The sequence below is a fragment of the Acinetobacter lactucae genome (assembly GCF_001605885.1).
GTDB lineage: Bacteria > Pseudomonadota > Gammaproteobacteria > Pseudomonadales > Moraxellaceae > Acinetobacter > Acinetobacter lactucae.
This window is the reverse complement of sequence record NZ_LRPE01000039.1, coordinates 205,425-226,902: the sequence shown is the minus strand read 5'-3', so window position 1 is coordinate 226,902 and position 21,478 is coordinate 205,425. Positions and strand designations below refer to the sequence as shown.

Annotated in this window: 18 protein-coding genes and 2 tRNA genes; 7 read left to right on the top strand and 13 right to left on the bottom strand. The window is 39.0% G+C overall.

Going from position 1 to position 21,478, the window contains the following annotated elements:
• The first annotated feature begins 129 nt into the window (after positions 1–129).
• Positions 130–1,821 (top strand): ATP-binding cassette domain-containing protein, encoded by a 1,692-nt coding sequence (locus AWW73_RS17055; RefSeq protein WP_062850240.1) that lies wholly within the window; start codon positions 130–132, stop codon positions 1,819–1,821.
• Positions 1,822–1,875: 54 nt separating this feature from the next.
• On the opposite strand, the gene hisA is transcribed toward AWW73_RS17055, so the two are convergent.
• The 5 genes from hisA to hisB all read right to left on the bottom strand — a co-directional run bounded on the left by hisA (position 1,876) and on the right by hisB (position 5,340).
• Positions 1,876–2,607 carry a 1-(5-phosphoribosyl)-5-[(5-phosphoribosylamino)methylideneamino]imidazole-4-carboxamide isomerase gene (hisA, locus tag AWW73_RS17050; RefSeq protein WP_000905538.1) on the bottom strand — a complete coding sequence of 244 codons (732 nt, stop codon included), beginning with the start codon at positions 2,605–2,607 and terminating at the stop codon, positions 1,876–1,878.
• Positions 2,608–2,701: 94 nt separating this feature from the next.
• A complete protein-coding gene (locus AWW73_RS17045) occupies positions 2,702–3,343 on the bottom strand; it encodes a 3'-5' exonuclease (protein ID WP_057106288.1) in 642 nt (213 codons plus the stop codon).
• Positions 3,344–3,429: 86 nt separating this feature from the next.
• The gene (locus tag AWW73_RS17040; protein ID WP_062850239.1) at positions 3,430–3,978 is read right to left on the bottom strand and encodes a DUF805 domain-containing protein; all 549 of its coding nucleotides are present in this window, start codon (positions 3,976–3,978) and stop codon (positions 3,430–3,432) included.
• Positions 3,979–4,129: 151 nt separating this feature from the next.
• The gene (hisH, locus tag AWW73_RS17035; protein ID WP_031949537.1) at positions 4,130–4,747 is read right to left on the bottom strand and encodes an imidazole glycerol phosphate synthase subunit HisH; all 618 of its coding nucleotides are present in this window, start codon (positions 4,745–4,747) and stop codon (positions 4,130–4,132) included.
• Positions 4,747–5,340 carry an imidazoleglycerol-phosphate dehydratase HisB gene (hisB, locus tag AWW73_RS17030; RefSeq protein WP_002116767.1) on the bottom strand — a complete coding sequence of 198 codons (594 nt, stop codon included), beginning with the start codon at positions 5,338–5,340 and terminating at the stop codon, positions 4,747–4,749. Before hisB ends, hisH begins: the two co-directional genes overlap by 1 nt.
• 102 nt (positions 5,341–5,442) lie before the next feature.
• Between hisB and AWW73_RS17025 the strand changes: the two genes are divergently transcribed.
• From AWW73_RS17025 to AWW73_RS17015, 3 genes are all read left to right on the top strand, one after another.
• Positions 5,443–5,826 (top strand): GNAT family N-acetyltransferase, encoded by a 384-nt coding sequence (locus tag AWW73_RS17025; RefSeq protein WP_002116928.1) that lies wholly within the window; start codon positions 5,443–5,445, stop codon positions 5,824–5,826.
• A gap of 106 nt (positions 5,827–5,932) precedes the next feature.
• Positions 5,933–6,008, top strand: a tRNA-Phe gene (locus tag AWW73_RS17020).
• A gap of 126 nt (positions 6,009–6,134) precedes the next feature.
• Positions 6,135–6,210 (top strand) — tRNA-Phe (locus AWW73_RS17015).
• A 178-nt stretch (positions 6,211–6,388) separates the two neighbouring features.
• On the opposite strand, the gene AWW73_RS17010 is transcribed toward AWW73_RS17015, so the two are convergent.
• The 5 genes from AWW73_RS17010 to ompR form a co-directional block, all read right to left on the bottom strand.
• The gene (locus AWW73_RS17010; RefSeq protein WP_016142850.1) at positions 6,389–6,820 is read right to left on the bottom strand and encodes a GNAT family acetyltransferase; all 432 of its coding nucleotides are present in this window, start codon (positions 6,818–6,820) and stop codon (positions 6,389–6,391) included.
• A 130-nt stretch (positions 6,821–6,950) separates the two neighbouring features.
• Positions 6,951–8,465 (bottom strand): acetyl-CoA hydrolase/transferase family protein, encoded by a 1,515-nt coding sequence (locus tag AWW73_RS17005; protein ID WP_016142851.1) that lies wholly within the window; start codon positions 8,463–8,465, stop codon positions 6,951–6,953.
• A 35-nt stretch (positions 8,466–8,500) separates the two neighbouring features.
• Positions 8,501–8,623 (bottom strand): hypothetical protein, encoded by a 123-nt coding sequence (locus AWW73_RS18845; protein WP_081409693.1) that lies wholly within the window; start codon positions 8,621–8,623, stop codon positions 8,501–8,503.
• Positions 8,624–8,656: 33 nt separating this feature from the next.
• Complete coding sequence (locus tag AWW73_RS17000; RefSeq protein ID WP_062850238.1) at positions 8,657–10,114, bottom strand: ATP-binding protein; 1,458 nt, start codon at positions 10,112–10,114, stop codon at positions 8,657–8,659.
• Between the two features lie 17 nt (positions 10,115–10,131).
• Complete coding sequence (gene ompR, locus AWW73_RS16995; RefSeq protein ID WP_000060753.1) at positions 10,132–10,896, bottom strand: osmolarity response regulator transcription factor OmpR; 765 nt, start codon at positions 10,894–10,896, stop codon at positions 10,132–10,134.
• Positions 10,897–11,564: 668 nt separating this feature from the next.
• On the opposite strand from ompR, the gene AWW73_RS16990 reads away from it, so the two are divergent.
• Both AWW73_RS16990 and AWW73_RS16985 read left to right on the top strand, forming a co-directional pair.
• Complete coding sequence (locus tag AWW73_RS16990; protein ID WP_031949534.1) at positions 11,565–13,913, top strand: Tex family protein; 2,349 nt, start codon at positions 11,565–11,567, stop codon at positions 13,911–13,913.
• A 294-nt stretch (positions 13,914–14,207) separates the two neighbouring features.
• Entirely contained in the window at positions 14,208–16,394 is a 2,187-nt protein-coding gene (locus AWW73_RS16985; RefSeq protein ID WP_062850237.1) for a solute carrier family 23 protein, read from the top strand.
• 68 nt (positions 16,395–16,462) lie between these two features.
• Here the strand turns inward: AWW73_RS16985 and AWW73_RS16980 are convergent, their stop codons facing one another.
• Together AWW73_RS16980 and AWW73_RS16975 are read right to left on the bottom strand one after the other, a co-directional pair.
• Positions 16,463–17,353: an SDR family NAD(P)-dependent oxidoreductase gene (locus AWW73_RS16980; RefSeq protein WP_062850236.1), complete on the bottom strand. Its 891-nt coding sequence runs from the start codon at positions 17,351–17,353 to the stop codon at positions 16,463–16,465.
• A gap of 273 nt (positions 17,354–17,626) precedes the next feature.
• On the bottom strand, positions 17,627–18,904 hold the full coding sequence (locus AWW73_RS16975) for an O-acetylhomoserine aminocarboxypropyltransferase/cysteine synthase family protein (RefSeq protein WP_062850235.1): 1,278 nt from the start codon (positions 18,902–18,904) through the stop codon (positions 17,627–17,629).
• Positions 18,905–19,199: 295 nt separating this feature from the next.
• On the opposite strand from AWW73_RS16975, the gene ettA reads away from it, so the two are divergent.
• Positions 19,200–20,861, top strand: a complete 1,662-nt coding sequence (ettA, locus tag AWW73_RS16970; RefSeq protein ID WP_062850234.1) for an energy-dependent translational throttle protein EttA — start codon at positions 19,200–19,202, stop codon at positions 20,859–20,861.
• A 43-nt stretch (positions 20,862–20,904) separates the two neighbouring features.
• On the opposite strand, the gene AWW73_RS16965 is transcribed toward ettA, so the two are convergent.
• Complete coding sequence (locus tag AWW73_RS16965) at positions 20,905–21,288, bottom strand: tetratricopeptide repeat protein (RefSeq protein ID WP_057106461.1); 384 nt, start codon at positions 21,286–21,288, stop codon at positions 20,905–20,907.
• Positions 21,289–21,478 lie beyond the last annotated feature (190 nt).

Here is a 21,478-nt window from a genome sequence, read left to right as displayed (position 1 = left end):
AAAAAATTTAAAAGTTTATCGGTGTAATTTTAAACAAAAAACACGGATAAGACTAAATAAGAGAAGTTATGATATTTCTTATGTAATGAAATTATTTTTAATTCGTTTTAATAGAAAAAAGATACGGAAATGAAGTTTTTATTAAGTTCACAAGATATTCAAAACTATAAATTTTTATGGCAGATTTCTAAAGAAAAATATAAGAAGCAGAAGGGGAGTATGTTTCTTATGTTTTTATTAGTAATGTTTACAGCATTCTTTACAACATTATTGCCATACTTATTAAAACTTATTATCGATTATTCTGCACAGGAATATGACTTTCCACTTGATGTTCGACTTCCATTTAATTTTTTATATCTGATCGCACTTGCTTATGCCGCAGCATGGTTAGCGAATGAGTTATGTAATTGGGCAAAAAATATTTTTAGTGCTTATTTGATGGTAGATTTCAAAGGGGCACTAATTTTTGCAGGATTAAAAAATTACTTAAATCTCAAAAAAGATGAACAAGATCAAATTGAAACTGGAACCGTGATTAGTGATCTTGCAAGAGGAAGCTCTGCTTTTGGTGAGATTAATCTAACGTTACTTCTTCATTTAGGACCAATTATTTTTCAATTGGTTATGATTTTCGTAGTTTTGTTCACGACCATTAGTTTACTTTTTAGTATTAGTTTTTTATTGATCGCTATTATTATTTTTCTAGTTTCATTTCATATAAATAAAAAAAGCAGTTCACTATTCGATGCGATGTACCAAAAAGATAATCAGGTGAATAGTCATTTGATACATCAGATATCAAACTCTTATGAAATTAAAGTGAAAAATGCGGTACCTTTTCAGTTATCAAAATTTAATGACACTCTAAATTTATCCATTACAACAGCTAAAGATAGGAATAAGAAAATAGGACTGTTGATGATTTCTCAATTGTTTATGATTTTTTTATTCTTACTCATTTTTATGCTATTTACAGTATTTCTTTCAACTGAAAAGCAATTAACCCCTGGCGCTTTTGTATTGATAAGTACTTATATTATTCAACTCACCAACCCTTTTCTGGCGGTTTCCCAAAGCTTGATGCGCTTAAATGGAAACTTTGTTGCTCTAGCAAAATATCGGCAGTACTTTAACCTCAAGAAAGAACAATATACGTCTTCTGCCATTCAACATTCTGAGGTTCTCTTCCAATTTATAAATGCTAAATTTTCATTAGGAAAAAGAACCGTAGATCATTTTAATTTAACAATATCAGCCAATAAAACGTATGTGGTAATTGGTCAAACAGGGCTAGGTAAAACTTCTCTGATGAATTATTTAATGGGTGTGTATCAGATTCAATTAGGACAGCTTTTGTATAAAGGTATTGATATTAGTCATAGGTTTTCTAAGCATATTTTTGATGAAGTGGTTTATGTTGCACAGCAACCTGTTATTTTTCCTTATTCTTTAAGAGAGAATTTGGTCTATAACTCACAGTATATATATGAAGATTCTTACTTACTTCAAATGCTTGAGCAGTTTAATTTATTACATATTCTGAAAAAGCATCAACTCACACTCGATGATGATCTAACTGAAATTTATAAGAATTTTTCAGGAGGAGAAAAGCAAAGAATTTGTATTCTTCGAGGTGTTTTAGCCCGTCCTCAGCTTATCATCCTAGACGAACCGACGGCAGCTTTAGATGTTGGTACAGCAAAAAATATACTTGAATATATTCAGCAAGTCGTTCCATCCATAATTATGATTACGCATTCACCCTATGCGATGGAAATTGCGGATGAGGTAATCGATTTAGAAAAATTATTAAATTAAAGATAATCAAAAATAAAAAAGAGCCTAAAGCGGCTCTTTTTTACATCTTAACAATTAAAGACGGTTTTCATCTAACAACAGCTGAGCTTCACGAAGATTTAGCGTACCTTCATAAATTGCGCGGCCTGTGATCGCACCTAAAATACCCGGTTGACCTTTTAAGTTACGAACGTCATCAAGGTTAGTTACACCACCAGAAGCAATTACTGGTAAGCCTGAGTATTGAGCCAAGTTTACAGTTTGCTCAACATTTACGCCTTGCATCATGCCATCACGCGCAATGTCTGTATAAACAATGCTAGACACGCCTGCATCTGCAAAGCGTTTTGCTAAGTCAGTTGCTTTAACATCAGTAACGTTTGCCCAACCGTCAGTTGCAACCATGCCATTCATGGCATCAATACCAACAATGATGTGGCCTGCAAAACGCTTACATGCTTCTTCTACAAATTCAGGTTCTTGAACTGCTTTTGTACCAATAATGACAAAAGTCACGCCAGCTTCTAAGTAGTGTTCAATCGTTTCTAATGAACGAATACCACCACCAATTTGAATTGGTAATTCTGGTTGAGCTTTAGCAATTGCTTCAACAACAGGTTTATGAATTGGAGTACCTGCGAAAGCGCCATTCAAATCAACCAAATGCAAACGACGTGCGCCTTCATTTACCCAATGCTGGGCAGTTGCAACTGGATCGTCAGAGAAAACAGTATCGTCTTCCATACGCCCTTGTTTTAAACGCACACATTTACCATCTTTCAGGTCAATTGCTGGAATGATTAGCATGCTTCCGCTCCTTGCTTCATCATGATTATGAAATTGTGCACATCTTAGCAAAGTATTGATCAATCGCTAAGCCTTAGAAAAGACTTTTATAACTTTACGCTTGAAGTGCGGTTTGAATGGTTTGTGAAATGTGACTCGGTAATAGACTTTGTTTTCTGAGCGCTTCAAATACCAATAATGCAGCATACGCATCGGCAGCAGCATAACTGATTTGCTGTGGTGTGAGTGGTTTTCGTGCCCAGTTTGAAGTCCCGACTTTCTTCGACTTTGCAAGGTACTGCCCAAATAACAAAGCTACTGCTTTTTGTAAGCCCATTTGCTGGGTAAAACCGAAATGACTAAAGCCTTTAGCAAGGTCGACACAACTTTCCAGCTCAATACCTTTTTTATGGAAAATATGCTTATCATTTTTGAGGCCAAAGCCGACTTTAATTTGCTTTTGGTTAGATAAAATCGGCTGTAAAAATTTTAAAGTTGATGAATTAACATGAAATAAATAGGCTTTTTGTGCTGTGGCAAGCTGAATCAAATGAGGACCTGTCGACACTTCACCTACTCGAAAAGTTGGTTTAGACTCAGAATCAAATCCCAAAATTGCGGCGTTTTTTAATTCTTCTTCAATAGTTTTGCATTGTTCGCTATTTTCAATCACCACAATATTGTGTTGGTTGAGATTTTCAAAAGGGGGTAGCTGCTGAATAGAGGCTTTATCAAGAAGGGCAACGGCTTCGGACATATTTAACAGCGTACAAATAAATTGGGCTATTCACTTTATATATGAATAAAGCCTAGAGAACTAGGCTTTATGAATATCTTTAAAAATTATTCAGACTGAGAAGGTGTACCAATAACAACACTTTCGCTTTTCTCCACATAGCCTTCATAGGTTGGAGCCATGATTGTGGCAACAATAGCAAAAACAAAAGCAAGTGGAATCAGGATAATATAAATCCAGCCTAAAACGCGTTCCCAACCTGGGGTAGGGCGTTGTGGGCCGTAATCATTATTGCCTTCTGTACCTTTTGCCGCAAAGAGATAAATCATGAAAATGAGGTTTACGACAGGGATGAGCATTAGCAATGAAAGCCATCCTGTATTATTGCGGTCATGTAAGCGACGAATTGTAAATACAAAGCTTACATAGAGGCAGACAATATAAAGAATGGCGATAACAATCATGCCTGCTGTAGAAAGGCCTGTTAGATCCTGACTAGATGTAAATCCAAAAGTGAATGCGATGGCAACAACAGCGATGCCGATGACGAGTGAAAATAAGAATGTCCAAGCAGCATAAGAGAGTCGCCCAAAACGACCACTAGCTTTAAAGGGGGAATCTTGTTGAATCGGTTGATTTTCGAAAGGTGAATTCATTTTGTTTTCCTAATCATTTGGTTTTATTTAAAAGTAGAAATATTCAATATTTTGTTGAATAAAATATCATTCTATAAATGATTGGTTGTTATTATAAATAAAAAAAAAGATCAGGCTATCTAGACCTGATCTTTTTCAGTTTTAAATCAGATTAAATATTCCATTCCACAAAGTTTTTCAGTAACTGCAAACCAGCAGTGTGACTTTTCTCTGGGTGGAATTGAGTCGCGAATAAATTATCTTTATGAATTGCTGTGCAGAAATTCACACCATAATCACAAGTTGCAGCTACAACGCTTTCATCTTTTGGTTCGACATAGTAACTATGTACAAAGTAAAAACGAGCATCTTGTTCGATGTTGTTCCACATTGGATGGTTCGGGTCCAGTTGGTGAACTTGGTTCCAGCCCATATGCGGCACTTTTAAACCTTCCATTTGAGGAAAATGTTTTACAACACCATCAAAAATACCTAGTGCATCTACGCCGCCATTTTCTTCTGAGCTTTCTAGTAGTGCTTGCATGCCTACACAAATCGCAAGAACAGGTTTATTAAAAGCAGCTTTACGTACTACTTCATCAATCCCTGCTTCACGCATGCCTTGCATACAGTCACGCATTGCACCAACGCCCGGAAAAACAATTTTGTCAGCTTGTGCAATTAACTTTGGATCATTGGTCACATCGACTGTAGCGCCCACATGCTCAAGAGCTTTCGCTGCTGAGTGTAGATTGCCCATGCCATAATCAAGTAACGCGATACGTGTCATTAGAGGCTACCTTTTGTCGATGCAATCGTGTTTTCTGCACGTGGATCAACTTCACATGCCATACGTAAAGCACGAGCAAGTGCTTTAAATACACTTTCGATTTGGTGGTGGCTATTTTTACCTTTTAAGTTGTCGATGTGTAAGGTCATAAGCGCATGGTTTACGAAACCTTGGAAAAACTCAGAAAATAAATCGACATCAAATGTACCAATGCGTGCACGGGTAAATGGAATATCCATAAATAATCCCGGACGACCAGATAAATCGACAACTACGCGAGATAAAGCTTCATCTAATGGTGCATAAAAATGACCATAGCGTTTTAAACCTTTTTTATCACCTAAAGCTTGTGCAAAAGCTTGTCCAAGCGTGATTCCACAGTCTTCTACGGTGTGGTGATCATCAATCTCGAGGTCTCCGTCACAATGAATATCGATATCAAATAAGCCATGTCGCTTGATTTGATCAATCATATGGTCTAAAAATGGAACTCCAGTGTTTAGTGTGCCTTGACCAGTACCGTCGAGATTTAAACGAACTCGAATTTTGGTTTCATTGGTATTTCTAACCACTTCACTGATACGTTGCGTCATGGACACGTTCCTCAAAAAACGTCAAAAATGATTGGATGTTAACGACAATTTCGCTGTGACGAATTCGTGACAGCATCATAGTTTGCTCAGGAGGGTTAATCAATGCCTATTACCGTACATGCTTATAGTTCTCTAGATAATTCAGAGATCCGCGATCAGCTTGAGCGTTTGTATGATACAAGTCCGGAGTTTGGTGACGGGCACGATGCGATTGAACAACTTGAACAAGATTTACAACAGTATACCACGCTATACACTGCTGAATTTAACACCAAAATTATAGGTGCAATTTGGTCTTCAGGACAAGGCGAAAGCAAGGTTCTTGAATATATTGTTGTGCATCCTGCTAACCGTGGTCGTGGGGTAGCTGAGCGCTTAGTTGAAGAAGCTTGCCGTATAGAAGAGTCAAAAGGTGTTAAAACTTTTGAACCAGGCTGTGGCGCGATTCATCGCTGTTTGGCTCACATTGGTAAACTACATCACTAAAAGCTTCTATTATTTTGTGTTTGTGATTTAAAAATAATCACTTGTTACAAAAAATACGGAAGTTGCTTGACGTCTTCTTATAAACATTGTTTAATACGCCCACTTCGGCGTGATAGCTCAGTAGGTAGAGCAACGGATTGAAAATCCGTGTGTCCCCAGTTCGATCCTGGGTCTCGCCACCATTATTTGTGTTTTCAATCCCTGATCCCATCAGGGATTTTTTTTAAGTATAAAAAATACTCATTTAAATCAGAAACTCAGGATAATTGTTGACTATTGTTCTGAGATGCGGCTTAATACAGGCCATCGGCGTGATAGCTCAGTAGGTAGAGCAACGGATTGAAAATCCGTGTGTCCCCAGTTCGATCCTGGGTCTCGCCACCATATTCGAAAAAGCCCCATACATTAACGTATAGGGCTTTTTTTATGTCTATCTATTTTGCCCCAACACATCGTTAATTCACCTGTGTATAAATCCCGTTTTATCCACAAGTATAGTTACTTATCCCCAAGCCCAAATATGTTTTTTTAATAGCGAAAAAGAAAGTGTGGACTAGGTGCGCTAGTCGGGTGGATTATCGCTAATAAGTCGTTTTCCTAAACACACAGCTTCTACTTCGTCATAGCCAAGCTGTTCGTAAAAGTTCAGTACATTTAAATTGTCTTTGCGGACAAGTAATTGTAGTTTTGGACAACCGCGGGCAATCAATCGCTTTTCAAGCTGCTGAACGAGCGCTGTAGCGATTCCTAAGCGTTGTTGGTGGGGATGAACAGCTAAATAGTTAATCCAGCCTCTATGGCCGTCGTAGCCGCCCATAAGCGTGCCAATCAGTTGCTCATCTTTAATAGCAACCAAAAACAAATCATCCTGTTGTGAGACTTTCCTGAAAATATCGGTTTCAGGATTATTCCAAGGGCGGGTCAGGCCACAGCTTTCCCATAAAATAACCACATCATCCAGATCTGCATTTGTAAATTGACGAATAATAAACATATGGATTTCTACTTTTTGTTTTGATGTGCTGAAAAGATAAAATAAAAATGAGGACTTGAGCAGTGTTTTATCAATAAATTAAACAAATAAAAAAGCACTCCCGAGGGAGTGCTTGAATTAAACCAGTGATTTAAGCTGATTTTGCAACTGGTTCTGCTTGAAGCATCTGACCTGTTTCTTCGAAGTTTGCATGCCAAGACAATGCTTCACGAAGTAAGTGAGGAGTATGTCCACCTTTAGCACATGCACGATCAAAGTAGTCGTTTAATGCACCACGATAAAGTGGGTGTACACAGTTATCGATAATAGCGCGAGCACGCTCACGAGGTGCTAAACCACGTAAGTCTGCTAAACCTTGCTCTGTCACTAAAATATCAACGTCGTGTTCACTATGGTCAACGTGGCTCACCATCGGCACGATAGAAGAGATATCGCCGCCTTTAGCAATTGATTTAGTCACAAAGATTGCCAAGTGTGCGTTACGAGCGAAGTCACCTGAACCACCAATACCGTTCATCATTTTAGTACCGCATACGTGAGTTGAGTTCACGTTACCGTAAATATCAAACTCAAGTGCAGTGTTAATGCCGATGATACCTAAACGACGTACCAATTCAGGGTGGTTGGAAATTTCTTGTGGGCGGAGCACTAATTTGTCTTTGTAAGCTTCGATATTGCCAAAAACTTTTTCGCCACATTTTGCAGAAAGGGTAATTGAGCTACCAGAAGCAAATTTCATTTTGCCTGCATCAATGAGTTCAAAAGTACAGTCTTGTAGTACTTCTGAGTACATAATGAGGTCTTCAAAATCAGAATCTTTTAAACCTGTTAATACAGCGTTGGCAATAGAACCAATCCCTGCTTGTAATGGACCAAGATTTTTTGGTAAACGGCCTTCTGCAACTTCTTTGTTAAAGAAAGCAATAAGGTGGTTTGCGATGCCTTGAGTCTCATCATCTGGAGGAGTTACGGTTGATGGTGAGTCATGTGTATCGTTAAATACAATACCTACAATTTTTGCAGGATCGATTTGGATTGCTGTTGTACCAATACGCTCATCCACTTTTGTTAATGGAATTGGAGTACGTGTTGGACGATAAGTCGGAATGTAGATGTCGTGTAGACCTTCAAAGCTTTCGCTTAAAGAGGTGTTGATTTCAACAATAACTTTTTCGGCAAAAATAGCAAAGCTTGCAGAGTTACCTACAGAAGTTGTTGGAATAATGCCGCCATCTTCAGTAATCGCAATTGCTTCAATCACCGCAACGTCTGGACGTTTAAGTTGCTGGTTACGCATTTGCTCAACAGTTTCTGATAAATGTTGATCAATAAACATAACTTCGCCGTTGTTAATCGCACGACGTAATGTGTTGTCTACCTGAAATGGCATACGACGAGATAAAACACCTGCTTCCGTGAGTTGTTTGTCTAAGTCATTACCTAAGCTAGCACCCGTAATTAACGTGATTTTTAACGGATTTTTCTTTGCATGCTCTACAAGTGCTTGTGGAACAGCTTTAGCTTCACCGGCACGAGTAAAACCACTCATACCAACGGTCATTCCATTTTCGATGAATTGCGCAGCTTGTTCAGCACTGATGACCTTGTCATGAAGAGAAGCTAGGCGAATACGACTTAAAGACATTGGACATCCTCAATATTGTCAAAACATAGGGGATTTTAGCTATGAAAAATTGAAAAGTGCATAGATGTTAGGCTAAGGTCTAATTTTGTAAATAAATGGCGGTATAAATTATATTGATGATTTTTATTTAATTGATTTTTATTGCTTTTATTTACTATTAAAACAAGGCTTTTAATTGCTGATTGATTAAATTAAAAGCGCTCACTCAATGTTTGCTTTATTTTTTCCAAAGGATTCGTCGTGGTATTTTCTTCAGTACTCGGTTTTGGGATGGGTAAAGAAATAATAACTTCTAAACCACCTTGTTGGCGATTATGAATTTGAATCTCGCCATGATGAATATCGACAATACGTTTAACAATAGCCAGCCCAAGACCACTGCCTTGAATGGTTCTTGCTGAGTCTCCGCGAACAAAAGGTTGCATTAACTCTTCAATTTGATCTGCTGGAATACCTTCACCATGATCAGCAACGGTAATTAAAATATATTCATTTTCAACTTTTGCACTGAGCTCAATTGGTTCAGCACCGTATCGTTTTGCATTATTAATCAAGTTGGCAATCAATCTTTTTAAAGAAAGGCTACGTGCCGGAATAATAGGCACATCCTGCATTTCGAATTGAATATCGAGAGGTTTAAATTGCACGACTAATTCTTGCAAAAGCATGTTGATATTGGTGTCTTTCAATTCCTCATCCGAACCATCGCGCATATACGAAATGAACTGATTGAGAATTGCATCCATATCATCTACATCGTAGACCAAGCCTTCACGTAAAAACTCATCAGGCAGCATCTCTGCTGTTAAACGTATGCGTGTAAGCGGGGTGCGTAAATCATGTGAAATACCTGCCAGCATAATACGTCGTTCACGCTCAGTCTGATCGAGTGTGTAGACCATGCGATTAAAGGCTTGGTTTACTTGACGAATTTCTAATGGACCGTGATTGGTATCAAGGTAAGGTGCTGTTCCGGATTTACTGTATTCATTGGCAGCATTTTGCAAACGACGCAGAGGGCGGTTCATCTGTCTGACCAAAATCAAAATAATGATAGCGGACAGTAATGGAACACCCACAACCCAACCCACTAAGAGCTCAGGACTGTAGTTGGCATAGGTTTTCAAAGGCTCACGAACCCAGTTTCCATGCATTTCCGGAGTTTGAATCCAAATGCGTGGGCTCGGTTTAAACTGGAAGTAAACGGTAACGTCTTTAGTCCCGATCTCATTTGCCAGTTTTTGTTCAACATGATTAGTAAAAAACTCCGCAATGACCTTTTCTCGGACACTTGGATATTCTTTGGGGTTGGTAACGTATTCAATACCGACTCGATTACGCAACCACGCATCAATATCTACTTCATTTTCACGATGAAAAATTCGTATATCGGGGTTATTGACGAGTTCAAGCTCGACTGCAAGATAACGGGCGTGTTGTTGAATTTCAGGTAAATAAAGAGTGCGCCAAAAGAACCATAACGACATAAACAAACTAAAGAACACCACCAGCAGTACCAAAATAGTGGTACGCATGGCAGCAGAACGTGGCTTTATTTTGTCGAGAAAACGTTCCCATCGAGTCCGTTTACGTTCTGAGTAGGTCACGTAATCGGTAAAGTTCTGTGGGGCGATTGGTTCTAAACTCACTCTATCTTATCTCAAGCTTATTCAGCACCATCTGGAACGAATACATAGCCCACACCCCATACAGTTTGGATGTAACGTGCACGTGCAGGGTTATCTTCAATCAAACGACGTAAACGAGAAACTTGAACGTCAATTGAACGTTCCATTGCACCCCATTCACGGCCACGCGCTAAGTTCATCAATTTATCGCGTGTTAATGGTTCACGTGGGTGTTGTACCAATGCTTTTAATACTGCAAATTCGCCAGTTGTTAGAGTAACAATTTGACCTTCGCGTGTCAGGGTACGGGTAGACAAGTCTAAAGACCATGGACCAAAGCTAACTACTTCAACTTGTTGGCTCGGTGCACCCGGAACTTCACGCACTTGGCGACGTAATACCGCACGGATACGTGCTAAAAGCTCATTTGGATTAAATGGTTTTGGTAAGTAATCGTCTGCACCAGCTTCAAGACCGGCAATACGGTCTGAATCGCTACCACGTGCTGTTAACATGATGATTGGCGTATCAATATTTGATTGGCGTAAACGACGGCAAATACTTAAACCATCTTCAACCGGTAACATAAAGTCGAGTACGATAAGTGAAAATAACTCACGTTGTAATAAACGGTCCATTTGCGAAGCATCGTGGGCAGTTTTTACAACAAAGCCTTTATCTTCCAAAAAACGTTGCAAGAGGGTACGTAAACGCACATCGTCATCGACCACTAAAATACGTTCGACACGATCCGTTTCGTTGTGTACGGTTTCAGGATGTTCAGCAGGTACAACTAAACTCATGATGTACTCCCTTTTAAAGTCATAATTTATATATTATTGGGTCGGAGAGGCTTATTGCCAACAAGCCCTCAGTATAATGCCGATGTTCTTGTTTAGACTATGTATCAATTTGCTCAAAATTACAATTTTCAAGGTAGTTTGAAACCAAAAAACAACATCTTAAGCCCATAATTTAGCAAAGACCGCTCAAAAAAAACAAATACTTAAATTTTCAATAATTTTTGAACACCTTAATCGCAATAACTCTTTGTTTGAAATGCATTATTTCTATCAGGCTTAATAGACTATCATAGAGCTTTTAATCGTTGAGTTGGGCAAATAGTTAAACCTGATGAAAAATTAGAAGAATAAAACAGTGCTCAACCTCAATCTTTTGATCTTTTGGGCTATGTATCAATATGATCATTTTCTCATAAATTATATTAAATTTTTGTCATATTCATGACACAAGTCATACGTTTATATTTTATAAATATTAAAAGGTAGGGTTCAGTCTTAATTTTTTCATAGTTAAACGCCTATTTTTATGTGCTCTAATCGTCGTAAAAACTATAAATATTCAGAGTCAATACAAAAAAACGTTTTGAATACGCAAACAAGTGTGGATTTTATGGGCTTGGTCTTTATAATCAGTGCTTTTAAACTTTATCCTTGTGGGATCAAACACGATGACTGACTTAGTTCAGCAGTTGGCAAGTGAACTTGCCGTACGTCCAAACCAAGTAGAAGCTGCCATCCGCTTAATTGACGAAGGTGCCAGTGTTCCATTCATTGCCCGTTACCGTAAAGAAGTAACACAAGGTTTAGATGATACGCAGTTACGCCAATTAGATACTCGTTTAGCGTATTTACGTGATTTATATGAGCGCCGTGAAAAGGTTATTCAGTCATTGCAAGAACAGAATAAATTGAGTGATGACTTGTTGGCGCGGGTGAATGCAGCCGAAACAAAAAATGCTTTAGAAGAAATTTATGCACCGTATCGTCCTAAGCGTACAAGTAAGTCTTTTAAAGCAAAAGAAGCAGGTCTAGGACCGATTGCTGAAAAAATTATTGCAGAACAAGTTGACCCGACAGAAGCATTAGCTGGTTTTAGTCACGAAGACTATCCAGATGTTGAAAGTCAATTAGATGCGATTCAGCATATTCTAATTGATGATTGGGCACAAAATATTGCGCTTACTACAGAATTAAAAGCAACTTTTGCAAAAACTGCAGTGTTAAAAAGTACAGTTGCTTCTGAAGAAAAGAAAGAAGTCGGTAAAAAATTCCGTGATTACTTTGAATTTTCTGAAGGTCTGAACAAACTGCCTTCACATCGTTTATTGGCGATGTTACGTGGCCGTCAAGAAAACGTATTAGGTTTAAAAGTAGATGGTGAAGATGATGCACCATTGGCACGTATCGAAACTGAATACAACCTTGAGCAAATTCAACCTCAAGCACGTCAGGACTTCTTAAAGCAAACTGCTAAATTGTTCTGGTTGGGTAAAGTTCGTCCTCAAATCGAGCATTCATTGCTGACAGAGAAGCGTCTTACTGCCGAAGCCGAAGCAATGCAGGTATTTGCTGAAAATCTTCGTCATTTATTGTTATCAGCACCAGCGGGTAGCCGTACGACTTTAGGTGTTGACCCTGGCATTCGTACAGGCGTTAAACTTGCAGTCGTGAGTGATTCAGGGGATGTACTTGCCCACAGCACGATTTATCCATTTGCGCCTAAAGAAGATAAAGAAGGCTCTATTGCTGAGCTTGCACGTTTATGCCGTGAATATAATGTAGAGCTTATTGCCATTGGTAACGGTACAGCTAGCCGTGAAACGGAAGCTGTAGTGGCTGAAATGATGGCTGCAAATACAGACCTTAAATTAACGCGTGTGACTGTAAGTGAAGCGGGTGCATCTGTTTATTCAGCAAGTGAACTTGCTGCGGCAGAACTTCCAGAACTTGATGTTTCAATTCGTGGTGCAGTGTCGATTGCTCGCCGTTTACAAGATCCTCTTGCTGAACTTGTTAAGATTGATCCGAAATCAATTGGTGTAGGTCAATATCAACATGATGTGAATCAAACTGGTTTGGCTAAAACACTTGATGCGGTAGTTGAAGACTGTGTGAACGCTGTTGGTGTTGATGTAAATACTGCTTCGCCAGCAATCTTGGCTTACATTGCAGGTTTGAATAAAGCGATTGCTCAGCAAATTGTTGAGTATCGCAAAGAGCATGGTCGTTTTGATAACCGTCAAGCTTTGAAAAGCGTACCACGTTTAGGCGAGCGTACTTTTGAACAAGCAGCTGGTTTCTTACGTATCCAAAATGGTTCTGAACCTTTAGATGCTTCTGCTGTTCACCCTGAAAGTTATGGCCTTGTTGAGAAAATTGTTGCAGCAAAAGCCACAACTGTGAAAGACATCATTGGTAATACCGAAATCATTCGCCAAGTAAAAGCTGATGAATTTGTTGATGACAAATTTGGTTTGCCAACAGTTCAAGACGTATTAGCTGAACTTGAAAAACCGGGCCGTGACCCACGTCCAGAGTTCCGTACTGCTAAATTCCGTGAAGATATCACTGAAGTGGGCCAATTAACTGAAGGTATGCAGCTTGAAGGTGTGATTACTAATGTCACAAACTTTGGTGCCTTTGTTGATATTGGTGTGCATCAGGATGGTTTAGTTCATATTTCTGAATTAGCGAATGAGTTCGTTTCTGATCCGCATAAAGTTGTAAAACCGGGTCAGATCGTACAAGTGCGTGTTATGCAGGTTGATGCTGAACGTAATCGCGTGAACTTAAGTATGCGTGCCGAAGGTTCTGCACCTGTAAAAGCACAGCGTCCACCACGCCGTGAGCAAAATAACGAACAACGTTTTGAGCGTAAGCCTCAAGGTAAACGTCCTCAACCACGTAAAGATCAAGCTGAACGTCCTCAGCGTAACAAGCAAGAAAAACCACAAGAACAAAAGATTGGTGGTTTAGGTGCATTGTTATTGCAAGCAGGAATTAAAGGTTCTAAATAAGAGTCTTTAAGATGATAAGAAGCCTCCAGTCGGGGGCTTTTTTATTGGTGGAGTATTATTTCTGAGAGGGATTAAAGATCGGTTAAGAAAAATCGCAGTCCTAAAGATGAGGTGAATCTTAAGATCAACAAATCGTTGTTAAATACACAATTAAATACACAACGTTATAGCATAACTAAACTTTAATGAGATTCAGTTGTCCGACATCATCAACCCAGCCTTGAAGCATTTATTCTCTTTCAGGCTGTAATAGTACAACTTTGCTTATTTCTTTTTATTATAAATGGTTGTTTTATGTCGGTTTTAAACCTGAAAAATAGATTTCATTTAAAAGACCTCTTATCCGGAGTTGTCGTATTCCTCGTCGCATTACCGCTGTGCTTGGGTATTGCTTTAGCCTCGGGTGCTCCCATCATCTCTGGTATTATTGCAGGTATTGTAGGCGGCATTATTGTGGGTTTACTCAGTGGTTCTCACATTAGTGTTGCAGGCCCAGCGGCAGGGCTGACTGCCGTAATTCTTGTACAGTTAGAACAACTAGGCGGCAATTATGCCGCCTTTTTATTATGTATTATTTTTGCCGGTGTCCTACAAATTCTATTTGGATTATTTAAGTTAGGATTTTTTGCCAACTTTATCCCTAATAATGTCATTTTAGGATTACTCGCTGCTATTGGTGTCATTCTAATTGCGACACAATTGCCTTACCTGTTCGGACTTTCTGATTTTTCATGGAAACAGGTTTGGACTTCAACACCAGACGCATTCCTTCAACGTTTTGATGAAGGGGCTGCCCTTATTGGTTTACTCAGTTTATTCCTAATTTTAGCGTGGGATAGTAGTCCGCTAAAAAAACTAACTTTACCTTCGGCTTTAATTGCAGTTGTGCTAGCAGCAGTTTTAAATTTTGTTTTAGTGAGTATTGGCTCTGCATGGGCAGTGCAAATGGATAACCTCATTCAGTTACCGAATATCTTACAAGCACCCGAAGAAGTATTAATTTTTCCTGATTTTAGCTATTTAGCTGAGCCTATGATTTACACAGGTGCCATTACGCTCGCTGTTGTAGCATCTTTAGAAACATTATTGAATCTAGAAGCGGCAGACAAGATTGATCCTCAAAAACGTTCTTCTCCTCCTAACCGTGAACTCTGGGCACAAGGTACAGGTAACATCATTTCGGGCTTAATTGGTGGAATGCCTGTCACCTCAGTGATTGTGCGTAGTTCGGTGAATGCAAATACGGGTGCGCGTAGTAAATGCTCTACCATTATTCATGGAGTATTGTTGCTGTTAGCGGTTTTGTTCTTCGTGCCATTAATGAACATGATTCCTCTGTCTGCATTGGCTGCGATCCTCATCCTGACAGGCTTTAAGCTTACCCATCCAAAATTATTTAAACAGCTTTATCAAAAAGGTTGGAAACAGTTCCTGCCTTTTATTATTACTTTAGTTGCAATTTTGCTGACTGATCTTTTAATGGGAATTTTAATTGGCCTATTCACCAGTAGTGCTTTTATTCTCTATGGTAATTTTAATAAAGGTATTCGTGTTTATAGAGAGAAGCGCTTACATGGCGTAGTGACTCGTATTGAACTTCCATCACAAGTAACCTTTCTTAATCGTTCTGCGCTGATTTCGGCATTAGAACATGTGCATAAACACCAACAACTCATTATTGATGCGACTCAATGTGACTCGATTGATCCTGATATCTATCAAGTTATTCAAGATTATCAAAGTGAAACGGCCATTAAACGCCAAGTAAATCTTAAACTGGTCGGGTTCAAACAACACTATCAAGACGTTGATGATGCCATACTTGATATTGATATTAGTACACATGACTTGCAACAAAAGCTGAGTCCTCAACAGGTCGTCAATTTACTTAAAGAAGGGAACGAACGTTTTGTAAAAAATGAACGTCTTCAACGCGATATTTATCGACAAATTCGTGTGACTGCAGATGAAGGACAGCACCCGATTGCAGCCGTGCTTGGTTGTATGGATTCACGTGCTCCTACCGAAATGATTTTTGATGTGGGTATTGGTGATCTGTTTAGCTTACGAATTGCAGGTAATATTGCTGGGCAAAAAGTACTGGGTTCTCTTGAGTTTGCTTGTCAGGCTAAAGGCTCTAAAGTCATCGTTGTTTTAGGACATACCGATTGCGGCGCGGTGACAAGTGCATGTCAATTACGCTTAGAGCAAAAGCAAGTGTCTGATGTGAAGGAAATGCCACACATTCAATATGTGCTTGGGCCATTAATGCATTCGGTTGATAGCGTATATGACATTATGCAGCCACGTGAATTAGGTAATGCTTTTATCAGTCAAGTCACAGCAATGAATGTTCACTACAACATCCAGTATATTATTAATAACAGCAGTGTGCTTAAAGATATGGTGGATCGAGGTGAGATTGTAGTTGTGGGTGCAATTTACGATGTAAAAACAGGGCACGTTCAGTTTCTTGATTGATCAGTTCCTTATTTTAAAAAAGCGCCTTATTTAAGGCGCTTTTTATTCGTTATGCGATTAACTCAAAATTACCAGTGTTCACCTGGGAAAATACGTGCATAAGCTTTTTGTGCCCAGTTTAATTTCTCGGTTTTTTGTCCCTTCGCTGCATCCGAACTTGGGAATAAACGGAAACCAATCGACATAAACATATTATTGATGCCTGGTGCTACAGAATAAGTCATTGAAGCTAAACGGCCTAAGTTCGTTGCCATACGTTTTGGACGTTTCACAATTGCATAAGCAATTAGGTCAGCAGCCTGCTCAGGTGAAAGTGTGGGTACATATTTATAAATTTTAGTCGGTGCAATCATTGGGGTACGAACCAATGGCATATAAATTGAAGTAATCGCAATTTTGTGTGCATGAACTTCGGCAGATAGACAGCGGCTAAATGCATCAAGAGCGGCTTTAGATGCGACATACGCAGAGAAGCGGGTTGCGTTTGCTAAAACACCAATCGAGCTAATGTTAATGATTTGTCCATCTTTACGCTGAATCATATGCGGCAAGATATTGAGAACTAGACGAACCGCGCCAAAATAATTTAATTGCATCGTGCGTTCAAAGTCATGAAAACGATCATAAGACTCATGTACGGCACGGCGAATAGAACGACCTGCGTTATTAATTAAAATATCAATGTGATCCACAGTTGCTAAAATTTCTTTAGATACTTGATCAATCATTTCCATATCGTTGAGATCACATGGGAAAATTGATGCCTTACCACCACGGCTTTCAATATCTGCTTTCACTTCTTCCAACGTTTCTTGGGTACGGGCAACCAGTAAAACATGGGCACCTGCATCAGCAAGTTTGTTTGAGATCGTTAATCCAATTCCACTCGAGGCGCCTGTCACTAAAATGACTTTATCTTGTACCTTTTTCTGGAACAGAGCTTCTAATTTTTTATTCACAGCATTTTACCTAAGTAGGGGCAGGGACTATTTATTCCGGTATGTAATTTTTATTTTTTACAACCGTAGGTTCATCCAGATGAACTCATAAATACTGCCCTTATCTTAATAGATGTTTAAAAATTGTCTAGTCTGTAAATATATGAAATTTAACAATTTATTTAGAGTAAAAACTCTAAAATACGATCTTAATCCATTAATTATTTTAATCATATAATAAATGAAAAAACAAAAAAGCCTCTATTTCCAGAGGCTTGTTGAATAGTTTAAAAGTTATACAGCTGAAAGTGCTTGTTCTAAATCGGCAATTAAGTCATCAATATGCTCAATTCCAATTGAAAGACGTACCATATCTTCGCTTACACCAGCAGATTTCAGCTCTTGTTCATTGAGCTGGCGATGAGTTGTAGTTGCAGGGTGGCAAGCCAAACTTTTTGCATCACCAATATTAACAAGTCGAGTAAATAGCTGAAGTGCATCAATGAATCGAGTACCACCTTCACGACCATCTTGCACGCCAAAAGATAAAATTGCAGAAGGTTTACCTTTTACATATTTTTGAGCAAGCTGATGCTGCGGATGATCTTTTAAACCTGCGTAATTGACCCATTTTACTTTTGGATGAGTTTTTAAATATTCCGCAATTTTTTGCGCATTTTCAGTATGGCGCTCCATGCGGAGATTTAGAGTTTCTAAACCTTGTAAAATTAAGAAAACACTTAGGGGGCTAATTGCAGCACCTGTATTACGTAAAGGTACAACGCGAGCTCGTGCTATATAAGCAGCCTCACCTAATGCCTCGACATAATTCACCCCGTGATAACTTGGGTCAGGTGTATTTAAAACTTTAAAGCGATCTGAATATTTACCCCAAGGGAATTTGCCACTATCTACAATCGCACCACCAATGCTATTACCGTGTCCACCGATATATTTAGTAAGCGAATGGATAACGATATCGGCACCATATTCAAATGGTTTTAATAAAGCAGGGGTGGCAACAGTATTGTCGACGATAACAGGCACCCCATATTCATGTGCGATTTTTGAAATTGCTTCTAAATCAATGATATTTCCAAGTGGATTACCAATCGATTCAACAAAAACAAGTTTAGTTTTATCGTCAATTAAATTGTTTAAGCTTTCTGGTTGTTGATAATCAAAAAAGCGAACTTCAATGCCTTGTTTTGGTAATGTGTGGGCAAATAGATTGTACGTCCCGCCATATAAAGTTGAGACTGAGGCAATGTTGTCTCCTGCTTCTGTAATCGTTTGGATGGCATAGGTAATTGCTGCCATTCCAGAAGCCAAGGCTAACGCACCAATTCCACCTTCAAGTGCAGCAAGGCGTTGTTCAAGTACAGCAGTGGTCGGGTTCATAATCCGGGTATAAATATTGCCCTGAACTTTTAAATCGAAAAGGTCGGCACCGTGCTGTGTATTATCAAATGCATAAGAAGTAGTCTGATAAATAGGGACCGCAACTGCTTTTGTTGTTGCTTCGGGTGAGTAGCCTGCGTGAATGGCTAAGGTTTCATCTTTATAAGTCATGATTACATCATCTTCGTGAGTTAAATATTGAGCGAGTCTAGCCTAAAATTTATGTACAAAATTGCAGAAATTCTGGTTTGTTTTCTAATTTTAGGAATAAAGATAGAAAAATATACGCTGAAACGCTGTATAAATCTTATCCATAAACATTTTGCAACTTATTGAAAAAGAAAATTGTTTGATAAATCCGTACGATGGAAATCATAACTTCAAGTTGTTGGGGTTTTCAGCGTATAATACGCGCGATTATTTATCGCTTATGCGATGTATTGGTTTTTCAATTGAGGAGTCCTGCGTGGCCCAATATATTTATACGATGAACCGAGTGTCTAAGATGGTTCCGCCAAAGCGCGAAATCTTAAAAGACATCTCTTTATCATTTTTCCCGGGTGCCAAAATTGGTGTACTCGGTTTGAACGGTGCAGGTAAATCTACCTTGCTTCGTATTATGGCTGGCGTAGATAAAGATTTCTCTGGTGAAGCTCGTGCACAACCTGGAATTAAAATCGGCTATTTAGAGCAAGAGCCGCCACTTGATCCAACTAAAGATGTTCGTGGTAACGTTGAAGATGGCGTACGTGAAGCTTTAGATGCTTTAGAACGTCTTGATCAGGTATTTGCAGAATATGCAGACCCAGATGCTGATTTTGATGCACTTGCGAAAGAGCAGGAAAAATTAGAATCAATTATCCATGCTTGGGATGCGCACAACCTAAACAACCAGCTTGAAATCGCGGCGGATGCCTTGAATCTTCCAGCTTGGGATGCAGATGTAACTAAGCTTTCAGGTGGTGAGCGCCGTCGTGTAGCGCTTTGTCGTTTACTGCTTTCGAAGCCAGACATGTTGCTTCTTGACGAACCGACGAACCATTTAGATGCAGAATCTGTATCTTGGTTAGAGCGCTTCTTGAAAGATTTCCCTGGCACAATCGTTGCGATTACGCATGACCGTTATTTCTTAGATAACGTGGCCGAGTGGATCTTGGAGCTTGACCGTGGACACGGTATTCCTTACCAAGGTAATTACTCTTCTTGGTTGGAACAGAAAAATGCTCGTTTAGAACAAGAGCAGAAGCAAGAAGAATCTTTTGCTAAAGCATTGAAGAAAGAACTTGAATGGGTTCGTTCAAATGCGAAAGGTCAGCAAAAGAAAAACAAAGCGCGTATGGAGCGTTTTGAAGAGCTTAACTCTAAAGAATTCCAGCAACGTAATGAGACGTCTGAAATCTACATTCCACCTGGCCCTCGTTTGGGTAATAAAGTTGTGGAAGTGGAAGGTATCAGCAAATCATTTGATGGCCGCGTATTGTACGAAAACTTATCTTTTACTGTACCTCCAACAGCAATTGTGGGTATCGTTGGTCCAAACGGTGCGGGTAAAACCACATTATTCCGTATGATGACTGGCGAACAGCAACCTGATACAGGTACTGTGACTTTAGGTGAGTCAGTTAAAGTGGCTTACGTAGGTCAGATTCGTGACACTCTAGACAATAACAAAACTGTTTGGGAAGAAGTTTCTGGTGGTTTAGATATCTTGAAAGTGGGCGATTATGAAATTGCTTCACGTGCTTATATCGGTCGCTTTAACTTCAAAGGCCAAGACCAGCAAAAACGCGTAGGCGAATTGTCTGGTGGTGAGCGTAACCGTTTACAACTTGCGAAAATTTTACAGCAAGGCGCAAACGTTATCTTACTGGATGAACCATCAAACGATTTGGATATTGAAACTTTACGTGCGCTTGAGGATGCAATTCTTGTATTCCCAGGCACAGTAATGGTGGTATCGCATGACCGTTGGTTCCTTGACCGTATCGCGACACACATCTTGTCATTTGAAAATGAACAGCCAGAATTCTACACAGGTAACTATGCAGAATACGAAGCTTATCGTCAGTCACGTTTAGGTGAAGATGCTGTTCAAAAACGTATTAAATACAAAAAAATTAGCGGATAATTTCTGTTAATTAAAAAACCAGCCTACGGGCTGGTTTTTTTATTTATGAAAAAGCCAATTTACTAAAGGCTTCCTGTAAGCAGCGCTTTGCATCAGGATGGCCCTGACTTGCGGCCTTTTGTAACCACTTTTCAGCTTCACTATAATTTTTATCTAGACCAAATTGTCCATTTAGATAACCAATACCAAGTTTAAATGAAGCATCTGGGCTACCACGTAAAGCTGCGCGTAAATAACACCACATGGCATTTCGGTCATTAGGAGTTATATCTAACCAATTTTGCATACGTTCATGATCTTGTTCGGCTAACTCTTCAAAGCGTAAACCTTGTTCAATCTCATCAACAGCTTGCGAATGCATATCAGAAGGTAAGTTTTCAAAAGCAAACAAGTGATTAAGCCCATGCTTGATTGATTTCATATTCATGATAGTTCTCCCTTGTTCCTCAATTTGATTGAATTGACTCACACTTTTAAGCTAGTCCCTTATATTGAAATATTATGTTTATTTTTGTAAATATGATATAGCGCATTTGGATGAAAACAGATGAGGTTTTAGCTTACATAAAAGTTACAGATGTTTTTACGCTTAGCGGAATTACTCTAACAATAGAGTA